This is a genomic window from [Clostridium] aerotolerans DSM 5434 (assembly GCF_000687555.1).
Taxonomy (GTDB): domain Bacteria; phylum Bacillota; class Clostridia; order Lachnospirales; family Lachnospiraceae; genus Lacrimispora; species Lacrimispora aerotolerans.
Window position 1 is genome coordinate 83,993 of the sequence record NZ_JHWJ01000001.1, and the last position, 13,106, is coordinate 97,098.

The 13,106-nt window shown below is 43.4% G+C and carries 13 protein-coding genes; 10 read left to right on the forward strand and 3 right to left on the reverse strand.

Annotated features, from left to right (window positions below; all coding sequences use genetic code 11):
• The first annotated feature begins 3 nt into the window (after nucleotides 1-3).
• The gene (locus T546_RS0100430) at nucleotides 4-963 is read left to right on the forward strand and encodes an alpha/beta hydrolase (protein WP_026889925.1); all 960 of its coding nucleotides are present in this window, start codon (nucleotides 4-6) and stop codon (nucleotides 961-963) included.
• An 87-nt stretch (nucleotides 964-1,050) separates the two neighbouring features.
• Here T546_RS0100430 and T546_RS0100435 read toward each other — a convergent pair whose 3' ends face one another.
• Both T546_RS0100435 and T546_RS0100440 read right to left on the reverse strand, forming a co-directional pair.
• On the reverse strand, nucleotides 1,051-2,940 hold the full coding sequence (locus tag T546_RS0100435; protein WP_026889926.1) for an ABC transporter ATP-binding protein: 1,890 nt from the start codon (nucleotides 2,938-2,940) through the stop codon (nucleotides 1,051-1,053).
• Between the two features lie 3 nt (nucleotides 2,941-2,943).
• Nucleotides 2,944-4,680: an ABC transporter ATP-binding protein gene (locus tag T546_RS0100440; protein ID WP_026889927.1), complete on the reverse strand. Its 1,737-nt coding sequence runs from the start codon at nucleotides 4,678-4,680 to the stop codon at nucleotides 2,944-2,946.
• Between the two features lie 165 nt (nucleotides 4,681-4,845).
• On the opposite strand from T546_RS0100440, the gene T546_RS24440 reads away from it, so the two are divergent.
• Nucleotides 4,846-5,379 carry a TetR/AcrR family transcriptional regulator gene (locus T546_RS24440; RefSeq protein WP_051629488.1) on the forward strand — a complete coding sequence of 178 codons (534 nt, stop codon included), beginning with the start codon at nucleotides 4,846-4,848 and terminating at the stop codon, nucleotides 5,377-5,379.
• A 48-nt stretch (nucleotides 5,380-5,427) separates the two neighbouring features.
• On the opposite strand, the gene T546_RS0100450 is transcribed toward T546_RS24440, so the two are convergent.
• Nucleotides 5,428-6,324 carry a LysR family transcriptional regulator gene (locus T546_RS0100450; RefSeq protein ID WP_026889928.1) on the reverse strand — a complete coding sequence of 299 codons (897 nt, stop codon included), beginning with the start codon at nucleotides 6,322-6,324 and terminating at the stop codon, nucleotides 5,428-5,430.
• Nucleotides 6,325-6,564: 240 nt separating this feature from the next.
• On the opposite strand from T546_RS0100450, the gene T546_RS0100455 reads away from it, so the two are divergent.
• From T546_RS0100455 to T546_RS0100490, 8 genes are read left to right on the forward strand one after another with little or no spacing between them, the layout of a single operon-like run.
• A complete protein-coding gene (locus T546_RS0100455) occupies nucleotides 6,565-7,509 on the forward strand; it encodes a 3-hydroxyacyl-CoA dehydrogenase family protein (RefSeq protein ID WP_026889929.1) in 945 nt (314 codons plus the stop codon).
• A gap of 33 nt (nucleotides 7,510-7,542) precedes the next feature.
• A complete protein-coding gene (locus T546_RS0100460; protein WP_026889930.1) occupies nucleotides 7,543-7,890 on the forward strand; it encodes a cupin domain-containing protein in 348 nt (115 codons plus the stop codon).
• 15 nt (nucleotides 7,891-7,905) lie between these two features.
• Nucleotides 7,906-8,694 (forward strand): SDR family NAD(P)-dependent oxidoreductase, encoded by a 789-nt coding sequence (locus T546_RS0100465; RefSeq protein WP_026889931.1) that lies wholly within the window; start codon nucleotides 7,906-7,908, stop codon nucleotides 8,692-8,694.
• Nucleotides 8,695-8,754: 60 nt separating this feature from the next.
• Entirely contained in the window at nucleotides 8,755-9,690 is a 936-nt protein-coding gene (locus T546_RS0100470; protein ID WP_026889932.1) for a cyclase family protein, read from the forward strand.
• Nucleotide 9,691: 1 nt separating this feature from the next.
• The gene (locus tag T546_RS0100475) at nucleotides 9,692-10,525 is read left to right on the forward strand and encodes a BKACE family enzyme (protein WP_026889933.1); all 834 of its coding nucleotides are present in this window, start codon (nucleotides 9,692-9,694) and stop codon (nucleotides 10,523-10,525) included.
• A 21-nt stretch (nucleotides 10,526-10,546) separates the two neighbouring features.
• Nucleotides 10,547-11,725 carry an acetyl-CoA C-acetyltransferase gene (locus tag T546_RS0100480; RefSeq protein WP_026889934.1) on the forward strand — a complete coding sequence of 393 codons (1,179 nt, stop codon included), beginning with the start codon at nucleotides 10,547-10,549 and terminating at the stop codon, nucleotides 11,723-11,725.
• 11 nt (nucleotides 11,726-11,736) lie between these two features.
• A complete protein-coding gene (locus T546_RS0100485) occupies nucleotides 11,737-12,396 on the forward strand; it encodes a CoA transferase subunit A (RefSeq protein WP_026889935.1) in 660 nt (219 codons plus the stop codon).
• On the forward strand, nucleotides 12,386-13,033 hold the full coding sequence (locus T546_RS0100490) for a 3-oxoacid CoA-transferase subunit B (protein WP_026889936.1): 648 nt from the start codon (nucleotides 12,386-12,388) through the stop codon (nucleotides 13,031-13,033). The genes T546_RS0100485 and T546_RS0100490 overlap by 11 nt, the downstream gene beginning before the upstream one ends.
• Nucleotides 13,034-13,106: the final 73 nt, after the last annotated feature.

Genomic DNA, 13,106 nt, shown 5'->3' on the forward strand with positions numbered 1-13,106 from the left:
TAGATGAAAAAGACACTTAGAATTACCGGAAAGATATTGCTATGGATATTAGGGATCATAGCTGGGCTGGTGATAATCTCAGCACTGTCCCATAACATATTAAATTCAATGGAAAAGAATAAATATAAAATCGGTCAGACGGTACATGTAGACGGTAAAAATATGCAAGCCTATGTGACTGGCAAAGGAGAAAAAACCATTGTGTTACTAAGCGGCCTGGGAACCGCTTCACCGATTGCTGATTTTATGCCTTTGGCAGAAAGCTTAAGTAAGGATTATAAAGTTGTAATCCTTGAAAACTTTGGGTACGGGTTTAGCAGTACCACAAAGAAAGAGCGATCTAATGAAAATATAGTAAATGAAATAAGAACCGCTTTGAAAGAATTAGAAATTAGTGGACCATATATTTTAATGCCCCACTCCATATCGGGCATATATTCCATGTACTATGCAAAAAAATATCCAAATGAAGTGGAAGCAATCATTGGAATTGATGAATCTGTACCGAATCAAACCAAAACCAATAAAGATGAAGATATGTCCTCCAGCTTGACGTTACTTAACACGTTAGGAATTTTAAGGGATATATCATACCTTTCACCGAGTGCTGATGACGGCATGAACCAAAACAATTATTATTCTGAAGAACTAGTTAAATTGAAAAACAAGGCAACCCTTTGGAATACTGCAAACGTCTCTATAGTAAATGAAATGAATACGGTAAATTCAAATACAAAAGAGCTATATGACGTAAAATACCCAAATGATTTACCTGTTCTAGCCTTTTTATCAAAGGATACAGTGGATACCGAACAGGAGTGGTTACCGCTTCATGAGGAATTGATTTCAAACGATGAGATACAAAAGATAGAAACACTTAGTGGTGGGCATTATTTACATTGGACAAATGCGGATAAGATTGCCGAAATGACAAAAGAGTTCATATCCACACATTTAAAATAGCATTATCACTTAAAATAAAGAGCCATAGCATCCTAAGTAATGTAGAATCTTATGATGCTATGGCCTTTGTTTATTGCAAATTAATCTTTATTCCAGTTCAAATGCGCCCGTATAAAGCTGATAATACGTACCTTTTTGCTCAATCAGGCTTTCGTGGGAGCCCCTTTCGATAATTTTTCCATGATCCAGAACCATAATCGCGTCACTGTTTTTTACAGTGGAAAGCCTGTGTGCAATGACAAATACAGTTCTTCCCTTCATCAGGTTATCCATACCTTTCTGGACCAGGGCTTCTGTTCTTGTATCAATGGATGAAGTTGCTTCATCTAAGATCATGGCTGGCGGGTCAGCAACGGCTGCGCGGGCAATGGAAATCAGCTGTCTCTGTCCCTGGGAGAGACTGGAGCCATTCCCGGTCAATATTGTTTCATAGCCATCTGGAAGTCTTGTGATAAAATCATCTGCATTGGCTAATTTTGCAGCAGCAATACATTCCTCATCCGTCGCATCCAGGCGGCCATAGCGGATATTGTCTATGACAGAACCTGTAAATAAATTCACATCCTGTAAGACTACGCCCAATGAGCTTCTAAGCGCTGGCTTTTTGATTTTAGAAATATTAATTCCATCATAACGAATCTTACCTTCCATAATATCGTAAAAACGGTTGATCAGATTCGTAATGGTAGTTTTTCCGGCACCGGTAGCGCCAACAAATGCAATTTTTTGTCCTGGCTTTGCAAACAGAGATACATCATTTAGAACCAGTTTTTCAGGCACATAGCCAAAGTCAACATCTTCCAATCTGACGTCTCCAGTAAGTTCGGTGAGAGTGACCGTTCCATCCTGGTGAGGGTGTTTCCATGCCCACATTTCTGTGTTTTCTTTCGTCTCTATCAAGTTGCCTTCGGAATCCTTTTTTATATTTACCAGAGTCACATAGCCATGGTCTTCCTCAGGCTCTTCATCCATTAACTCAAATACGCGGGTTGCACCGGCAAGTCCCATTGCAATCATAGAGACCTGCATAGATGCCTGACCAATGGTCTGGCTAAGCTGTCTTGACATACCTAAAAACGAAACAATAATACCAATTGAAACAATGCTGACACCAGTAAGGCTTAAGTTCGGTGCCTTTAAATAGACCATAAGTCCACCAACGACTGCAAGAAGAACATACATGAGATTCCCCACATTGCCTAGAATCGGCATCAGAACATTACCGTTCTGGTTTGCTTTTTCTCCGTCTCTAAAAAGCTGTTCATTCAGTTTTTTAAATGCTTCTTTATTCTCTTCTTCATGGCAGAATACTTTAACAACTTTCTGCCCCTGCATCATTTCTTCAATAAAGCCTTCTTCTTTTGCTAAAGATTTTTGCTGCTGAATCATAAAGGTTGCAGTGACACTACCCAGTTTCTTTGTAATCTTTAACATCAGGAAGATTACAAGCACTACCACGAGGGTAAGCCAGATGCTGTAGTATAACATAGTAAGGAACATTACTGTTATAGTCAAAGCAGACTGAAAAAGTGTTGGAAGGCTCTGTCCGATGAGCTGTCTTATGGCATCGGTATCGTTGGTATAAGTACTCATGATATCTCCATGTGCATGGGTATCAAAATATTTAACTGGAAGTGTTTGCATTTTATCAAACATATCATTTCTTAAATTTCTAAGCGTTCCCTGTGTGACAATTGCCATGATCTGATTATAGATGATTGATGCAATGGTACCGCAGATATAGATGAAGCCCATGGTTAACAGTATGGATGTAAATTTGCCTGCAACAGCTTCAAATCCCTGATTTACACCAGGAGTGATACATTCATCAATTAACCTCTGAATAAAAATCGTTGCAATGGTAGAGGAGAATGCACTGATTACAATACAGATTAAAGTTACAATTAACTGGATTTTATAATGTGAAAATAAATAGCGGACCAGGCGCCCAAAGCTGTGTTGTTTTTTCTGATTCATGGGTTAGTCCTCCTTCTTTCCATTGGTCTGAGACTGGTAAACTTCGTAATAGATTCCCTTGTGTGCAAGCAATTCTTCATGAGTTCCCTGCTCCGAGACCTTACCTCCATCTAATACAATGATCTGGTCTGCATCTTCCAAAGAAGAGGTTCTCTGTGCAATAATGATTTTGGTTGTTTCAGGAATCTCTTCACGAAGTGCCTTCCGAATCATGGCATCGGTCTTTGTATCGACTGCAGAGGTGGAATCGTCTAAAATGAGAATCTTAGGTTTCTTTAATAAGGCTCGTGCGATACAGAGCCTCTGCTTCTGTCCGCCTGAAACATTGGTTCCGCCCTGTTCTATATAGGTATCATATTTGTCAGGGAACTGCTGTACAAATTCATCTGCCTGAGCCAGCTTACATACTCTCACAAGCTCTTCGTCACTGGCGTCTTTTTTACCCCAACGGAGATTTTCCTTAATTGTTCCAGAGAATAAGACATTTTTCTGTAATACCACTGCGACCTCATCACGAAGGGATTCTAAATCATAATTTCTCACATCGACTCCGTTTACACAGACCTTGCCCTCTGTGACATCGTAAAGTCTGGAGATCAACTGAATCAGGGAGGTTTTGGAGGAACCGGTTCCTCCAAGGATGCCAATGGTCTGCCCCGATTTAATATCCAAATTGATATTCACCAATGCGGGTTTCTTGCTCTTTTTAGAGTAGCTGAAGGAAACATTCTCAAACTGAATACTTCCGCTTTTTACTTCCGTCACGCCATTTTCAGGAGAGGTTAAGGTACTTTCATGATTTAACACCTCACAGATACGATTGGCCGATTCTCTGGCCATGGAACAAATAACGAAGACCATGGATAACATCATGAGAGAGGAGAGAATCTGTACCCCATAGTTGATCAGTGAAGATAACTGTCCTGTCGTTAATTCTGCTGCACCACTGCTTATAATAGTCTTTGCTCCAATAAGGCTTACAAGAAAGATGGCAAGAGAAATACAAAACATCAGAATTGGATTGTTCAAAGCAATAATTCTCTCCGCTAATGTAAATTCCTTACACACATCAGCAGCAGCCTTTTGAAACTTTTCTCGTTCATAGTCCTCTCTTACGAAAGATTTCACAACACGAATACCTTGTATATTTTCCTGAACCGAATTATTCATCGCATCATATTTCTTAAATATGCGTCTGAAAATTGGGAATACAGTAAATACAATTGAAAATAAGGCGGCGGCTACAAATGGAATCATAATTAGAAAGATAAGGGACATTTTTACACTGATTGTCAGGCTGATAATAACTGAAAAAATAAGCATAAGTGGTGTTCTTACTGCAATCCGGATGATCATTTGATATGCATTCTGTACATTGGTCACATCCGTTGTCATTCTTGTGACCAAAGATGATGTGGAGAACTTATCTATATCAGAAAAAGAAAAGTCTTGTATCTTAAAAAACACATCCTGTCTTAAATTCTTGGCAAAGCCACAGGAGGCGGTAGCACCAATCCTTCCTGACATGTATCCAAATACCAGGGATAGCATTGCCATAATAATTAATATAATTCCATAACGTATTATTGGTATCATTGATGACCCGGTCATTTTATCAATTAAATTAGCCATGACCAGAGGTAATAAGCATTCTAATATTATTTCCAACGTTATATATAATGGCGTTAAAATAGAGGCTTTTTTATATTCTCTAATACTTTTCATCAGCGTCCTTATCATGTTATTTTCTCCTTTACATTTTTTTTACGAACGAGTATTATTTTATTGAACTATGGTCGTTTAGTCAATGGTCAATGATTATATATCGTTTAATATGAGACGAATTTGAGAAATCGTTGATTATCATAAAATAAATAAATATATTGAATTAGAAAGTGGGGTTTTATGAAAGAAGATTTGAGAGTTGTTAAGACGAAAAGAAACATAAAAAGTGAAATGATGGAACTATTAAAGAAAAAGCCGGTAGAAAAGATCACGGTTACTGAACTTGCCTCCCAGGCTTTTATAAACAAAGGGACATTTTATCATCATTATTCCGATATTTATGAATTATATCACGAACTTGTGTCTGATTTTATTGAAAACTCTCTTGGTTCCCTGGATTATTATGAAGAGTTCTTTACAGAACCAGAACGTTTTATTCAAAAGTTTCTTCGTGATTTCAGGGAAAATGACATCAAGAAAACATTTCCCTTTTATAATGAAGGAACTCATAGCCTTTTTCTGCCATATTACGTAACGGAAATGCTTTTAAATAGACTGATGTCTGTAAACTATGTAGAAAACACCATTGAAAATCGTGTAAAGGTGCAATGCTGTATTACTGCCATTACAGCAACAAAGGCTCATTTTGATGAGAAATATAATGACATCATTGTTAAAGTTGTTAGTAAGCTGATTCATTCGACCTTTCAATAAAGATGAATACTATTATGCAGGAACAGCCATAGGGTTAAAACTCTATGGCTATATTTTTACGCTTTTAGAATATTCGTCCGCCACCTCCAGTAATTTCTCAATACAATCATTGGATTCCCTATTATATAGGCATGTCACCTTAAAATAACCCTCAAATCCCGTCAAAGGAACAAAACGCACCGTATCATTAGCAAACTGTTTCATATGACTGGCAAGAAGAGAGATGCCAATCTGGCAGTCTACCATAAGCATCATATTAAGCAGAGAGTTAGCCTCATAGACCGTATTTGGAGAAAAGCCTTCTTTTGAATAAATGTTGTCGATTAAATTGTGGTCGGTTCTGGAAAACTTAGGATCCATATGAATAAATGGCTCGTCCTTAATCATGGTGAGAGAGACGGATTTAAGCTCTGAAAATTTGTGGCTCTCAGGAAATACCACGCACATGTGGTCTGTGAAAACAGTCTTTTTTAAAATATGAGGCGGGCAGTCGATCTCAATATCCGGCAGGATGGCAACATCGATCTGGCCGCTTATTAAAGTTTCCATAATGTGATTGTAGGTGTAGTCCATGGGGTTGACCTTGATAGTGGGGTAAAGCTCATGGAACCGCTTAATAAGCTTAGGGAAATGATGGACAAGGGCGGTGCCTAAAAGACCGATGCTTATGACTCCTGTTGTCCCATTTTCCAGGTCTTTTACTTTTTTCACAGCAGAATCATAAGAGTGAAGGGTCTTTTTTATTTCATGGTAAAAGACCTTTCCGGTGGGAGTCAGTTTTACCTCTCTTTTGTTTCGTATGAAAAGCTGGGAACCGATGGAGTGCTCCAAATTGAGGACAAGCTTGCTAAGGGTCGGTTGGGTGATGTGAAGCTGCTGGGAAGCCTTTGTGTAACTGAGGGTTTCAGCCAGTACAATAAAGTATTCTAATTGAAAAAGGTTCATTTACACTCTCCATTTTACTAAAAAAATCTCATGTTTACTCAATTATCATATCATAAATTTACTTAAATATCTCGATTATTCCTAAAAACATCGTCAAAATATATGAAAAAATGTTATCACAGTAATGAAAATTATCAATTTATTATAAAAACAAAAGGATGATACACTGAAATTACGAAATGAAGACGTGACAAATGCGAATCATGGTCACAGGGAAGAAAGAGAAAGAAGGTGTTACATATGATTCAAAATATTGCCGTCATAGGAGCCGGTACCATGGGTCATGCCATCGCGGGATGCTTTGCCTTGTATGGATATCATGTTTCCGTATACGAAAGCTTTGAGGAGGTACGCAATACCTGCAAGGAAAAAATCAAAAAACAGTATGAATTTCTCCAGGAGGAGGGGCTGATGGAACCAGCCAAAGCAGAACAATCTTTGGCTAACATTGAGACCCATGATGATCTGGAGTCCGCTGTAAGGGATGCAGATTATATCATTGAAGCCATTCCGGAAAGACTGGATTTAAAGCAGCAGCTCTTTGAGAATCTTATTAAGTACGCTCCCGCAGATGCGATCATCGCCAGCAACACATCGAGCATTGGGTTTTTTGATTTAACTGCCAAAATGGCTGAAAAGGATAAAGCCAGGACCATGGTATGCCACTGGTATAACCCGGCTCATTTAATTCCTCTGGTGGAACTGTCATTTTTCGGAAATATGCCGGTAAGCCGCTATCAGGAGGTGGAAGATCTTTACCGCTCCATTGAGAAGCGTCCGGCAAAGGTAAAAAAGGACATTCCGGGACTTTTAGCAAACCGGATACAGCAGGGAATCGCAAGAGAAGTATTTTCTCTCATGGACATGGGAGCGGCTGATCCAAAAGACATTGACACCGCTTTAAAATACGGACCGGCCTTTCGATATGCCACCACAGGTCAGCTTGAGGTGACGGATTTTGGCGGGCTGGATATCTGGTGCACGGTCGGCGATAACCTTTTAGCTGTTATGGACCGGTCGGCGGAGGCAAGTCCCCTGCTTCGGCAAAAGGTCACGGAAGGAAAGCTGGGCTTTAAGACAGGAGAGGGGTTCTTTACCTATCCGGAGGAGGAAAAGCAGGAGCTTCAGAACCAGTTCCATAAGCGTCTGATCAGGCAGCTTAAGGCCAGTAAGAACTATGATTAAAAGCAGAAAGATATATAAAGCGGAGGGCAAATTATGATAAAGAGAACAATGGAAGAATTAAAAACCTACAACGTCCCAGGTCACTTCGGTATGACGGCTATGAGGATTCATGGAAAAGAGGAGACAGGAGCGGAGAAGTTCTGGATGGGGCTGTCCACCTTTCTGCCGGGAGGGGGGGCGGAATATGCCTATGAAGACAATCCCTTAGAGAAGGTCTATTACGTTCTGGAAGGGGAGATGACGGTGACGGACAAAGCCGGAACAAAGTATGTGGTTCATCAGAACGAAAGCATTTCCTTTAGACCCAATGAGGGACGGTATTTAGTCAATGAATCCAACCGTCCGGCAAGTATGCTGGTCATCATCAATTATCCGGAATAGGAGGAAGAAATACATATGGTAAGCAAGGAATTTATGGGGGATTTATTTGACGTATCAGGCAAGGTTGCCCTTGTGACGGGAGCCACAGGAGCTTTGGGAAAAGCAGTCTCCATCGGCTACGGGCTGGCTGGAATGAAGGTCATGGTCACGGGCCGCAAGGAAGAAACCTGCAAAGCGGTTTGTGAAGAGTTAAAGGCCCAGGGCATCCAGTGCGGATATTCCACAGGGGACCCGGCAGTGGAAGCAGATGTAATTAAGGTGGTAAACGATACCATCACCACATTTGGGGAAATCAACGTGCTGGTAACGGCCGCAGGATACAACAAGCCTCAACCCATTGTAGAACAGGATTTATCCACCTGGAAGCAGATCATGGATTCCGATGTTCAGGGAACCTGGCTCTTCTGCAAATATGCAGGCGAACAGATGATTAAGCAAGGCAAGGGAGGAAAGGTCATTATGGTTTCCTCTGCCCGCTCCAAGATGGGCATGGCAAATTATACAGGTTACTGCACCGCAAAGGGCGGCATTGACTTAATGGCTCAGTCTCTCGCCTGTGAGTGGACTGCAAAGTACCGCATCAATGTAAATACCATTAACCCAACCGTGTTCCGCTCTGACTTGACCGAGTGGATGTTTGATCCGGAAAGCGCTGTTTATCAGAATTTCTTAAAGCGGCTTCCCATCGGACGCCTGGGCGAGCCGGAAGATTTTGTGGGACCTTGCATTTTCCTGGCATCAAAGGCCAGCGATTTCATGACAGGAGCCAATGTGGCAACAGACGGTGGATATTGGGCCAATTAATTGGAACCAAACCATTAAAACATACAAAAATATAAAGTTAAAATTTGGAGGTATACACCCATGAGCAAGAAAGTATTCGTAGACTTAACCCATCCATTCAGTGCTGATATTCCTCGCTGGCCATACTTTGATAAGCCAGTAATTGATAATAAACACTCCCTGGCAAAGGGCGGTGTTCTCACCCAGTACATAGGCTGTACCATGCATACCGGAACCCACTGCGACGCGCCAAGACACGTCATGGAAAAGGAATTTGACGGGAAACGTGCCCGTTATACCCATGAGATGCCTGTAGACGCTTATACAGGAGACGCTGTCTGTCTGGAAATTGAGATCGAGACATGGGGGCTTATTACAGGAAAGCATTTGGAAGATGCATGCAGAAGAGCCAATATCAAACCAGAAGAGCTGGAAGGTATGATTGTCTGCTTAAACACAGGAATGCACCGCAAGTTTGACGATTCCAAGGAGTATTACCACTATTCCTGCGGCACCGGCATTGAAGCCGGCAAATGGTTTGTGGAGCACAAGGTAAAATGTGTTGCCATGGATATGCAGGCCTTAGACCATCCTCTTCACACAGCCATGGGCAACAACGGCATGACAAGAATGAATTTACTGGGCGCATCCGGAAGACCTATCACCGAGGAATATATCGAGAAATTCGGTGAGGAGGCCTATGCGGAATTCGATAAGGAATTGTACATCAAGCTTCATGGCAAGGAAGCTTATGACAAGAAGTTCGGTGAACTGGAAGAAATCGGCTGCTGGGGTACCTGGGAGCCATGTCATAAGGAAATGCTGGGACACGGCATAGTAGGCGTGGAAAACTTAGGCGGCAACTTAGATAAAGTTTCCGGGAAACGGTTCCGTTTCTATTGCTTCCCTCTCCGCTGGTACTTAGGCGATGGTTCCATGGCCCGTTGTGTGGCAGAAATTGAAGAGGACGATTTAAATGATGTTCCTGAAAGAACCTATCAGTATGGAGGATTTTAACATGGGAGATTTGAGCAATAAGGTGATTTTGACCGTAGCCACTACAGGAGCCTGGCCCACAAAAGAAATCACCCCCTACGTGCCGATTCAGCCTGCAGAGATCGCAGAAGAGGTTTACGCCTGCTGGAAAGCCGGAGCCTCCATGGCCCATATACACGTAAGGGATGACGAAGCGAAAGCTTCCATGGATTACAGTAAATTCGAAGAGACTGTCCGTCTCATCCGTGATAAAAAGGACTGTGATATTGTCTTAAATTTAACAACCTCTGGAGGGATCGGATTAGACGATGAGATGAGAATCAGGCCCTTTAGAGAATTAAAGCCGGAGCTGGCGTCCTACGACTGTGGCTCCATGAACTGGCAGAATAACTGCGTATTTGAGAACAGCCCTGCCTTTTTAGAAAAACTGGGCAACACCATGCAGGAAGTCGGTGTGAAGCCTGAAATTGAAATTTTCGATGTCGGCATGATCTACAATGCCCTTTATTACTTAAAAAAAGGTGTCTTAAAAGCGCCTCTTCATTTTCAGTTCGTCTTAGGCGCGGCAGGCGGAATGCCTGCTACCGTAGAGAATCTGGTCTTTTTAAAAAATTTAATTCCAGAAGGCTCCACCTGGAGCGCCCTTGGAATTGGGAAAGGCCATCTTCCCATTCTATACACAGCTCTGGCACTTGGGGGAAATATCCGTGTGGGCATGGAAGACAACATCATGTACAAAAAGGGTGAGCTGGCAAAATCCAATGTGGAATTTGTGGAGCGGGCAAAGCGCATCATCCATGAATTCGGTAAAGAAGTAGCCACACCAGAGGAAACCAGACAGATCCTTGGGGTATAGCAGGGGAAGGGAAGAGAGAACATGAGAGAAGTAGTTATCGTAAGTGCTGCCCGTACAGCCATTGGCAGCTTTGGCGGCAGTCTTGCTGGTATACCTGTGGTGGAATTAGGAGCTACGGCAGCAAAGGGCGCCATGGAACGGGCCGGAATCAAACCGGAACAGATAGATGAGGTCATTGTGGGGAATGTATTAAGCGCAGGCTCCGGGCAGAACGTGGCCCGCCAGATATCCTTAAAAGCAGGAGTGCCGGTAGAGGTTCCTGCCATGGGAATCAGCAAGGTCTGTGGGTCAGGCTTAAGAGCGATTACTCTGGCCGCCCAGATCATTAAGGCCGGAGATGCCGATGTGATACTGGCAGGCGGTGCGGAGAGCATGTCAGGTGCCCCCTATGTCTTAAAGAATCACCGGTTCGGCCACAAGATGGGAAATGAAACTCTGGTGGACACCATGATTCAGGATGGACTTTGGGATGCCTATAACGATTATCACATGGGCGTCACTGCAGAAAATATTGCGAAGCGGTACAAAATCACCAGACAGGAACAGGACGCGTTTTCAGCAGAAAGCCAGCAAAGGGCTGAAAAAGCCATAGAAGCAGGCCGTTTTAAGGAAGAGATCGTGCCGGTTTCCATCCCTGTAAAAAAAGGGGAGCCAAAGATTTTTGATACCGACGAATTTCCAAGGTTCGGAACTACAGAGGAAACCCTCTTAAAGCTTCGCCCTTCATTTATTAAGGATGGTACCGTTACAGCAGGCAATGCCTCCGGCTTAAATGACGGGGCAGCTATGGTGATTCTCTGCTCCAAAGAAAAGGCGGAGGAATTAGGATTACCCATTATGGCGCGAATTACAGGCTATGGCTCCGCAGGCGTTGAGCCGGAGGTCATGGGGCTGGGTGTTATTCCGGCTGCAACACTTGCCATGAAACATGCAGGGATTACCGCGGGTGAACTTGATTTGGCAGAAGCAAACGAAGCATTTGCGGCCCAGGCCATTGCTGTGTGCCGTGACTTGGGACTTGATCCGGCAAAGACCAATGTAAATGGCGGAGCTATTGCTTTAGGTCATCCCATCGGCGCTTCCGGTGCAAGAATCCTGACCACCCTCCTTTATGAGATGGAGAAGCGGGATGCCAAAAAGGGCCTTGCCACCTTATGTATTGGCGGTGGCATGGGAACAGCAATCGTAGTGGAACGATAGGAGGAATGCGCATGAAACAAGTTTCGCCCCAGGAAGCGGTCGCTTCTATCAACGACGGAGCCGTAATCATGATTGGAGGTTTCATGTCAAATGGAACCCCGGAAATACTGATTGATGCGCTGATAGAGAAAAACTTAAAGAATTTAACCATTATTGCAAATGACGGAGGAACTCTTGACACAGGAATCGGTCGTCTCATTAAAACGGGAGCGGTCAGCCGTCTGATCGCTTCCCACATCGGTTTAAATCCCCTTACCGGACAGCTCATGAACGAGGGAAAGATGGAGGTGCAGCTTGTGCCCCAGGGAACCCTTGCAGAACAGATTCGTGCGGGAGGAGCAGGTCTTGGGGGCGTACTGACCCCTACAGGACTTGGGACCGAGATCGAAGCGGGGAAACAGGTGATTGATGTGGATGGAAAGAGCTTTATCCTTGAAAAGCCCTTGAAAGCGGAATACGCTTTGATTCGTGCCTCAATTGCCGATGAAAAGGGCAATTTATTTTACCGGGCGACCACCAGAAATTTCAATCCCATGATGGCAACTGCTGCTGAGACAGTCATTGCAGCGGCGGAAGAAATCGTTCCAGTAGGCGATATTCAGGCGGAAAGCGTTGCAACGCCGGGAATCTTCGTGGACTTTCTAGTAGGAGGTGAACCTTATGTCGATTAAGGAGAAGATTGCCAGGCGTGTGGCAAAGGAATTAAACGACGGGGATGTGGTTAATCTTGGGATTGGGCTTCCAACCATGGTTGCTGATTACATACCGGATGGGATGACCATTCACCTCCAGTCTGAAAATGGCATCCTTGGCATGGGTCCTGTGCCTGGAGCTGAGGGCTACGATTCCAATATCGTCAATGCAGGCGGAAAACCTGTAACGATAGAAAGTGGAGCCAGCTATTTTGACAGCGCATTTTCTTTTGCAATCATTCGCGGCGGCCACGTCAACGTGACGGTGCTGGGAGCTTTACAGGTGGATCAGCAGGGCAGTCTTGCCAGCCACATCATTCCCGGCAAGCTGGTTCCGGGAATGGGCGGAGCTATGGATCTTGTCACTGGTTCCAAAAAGGTGATCATCGCCATGACCCACACCGCAAAGGACGGTTCCCCTAAGATTTTAAACAACATCACTCTGCCGCCAACCGCAGTTTGCAAGGTCCATCAAATAGTGACGGAGCTTGCTGTCATAGAAGTGACTAAGGAAGGTCTGCTCCTTAAGGAAGTTTCCGTGGATACGACGCCGGAAGAGGTGGCTGCAAAAACGGAAGCGGCTCTCATTATGGCAGAAAGCATTGGGCGCTTTTAATAAAGGAATCACATGCCCCGAAGGATATTCTTTATATTCAGCGGGGCTTGAAGAATTTAGTGAAATGAATTAT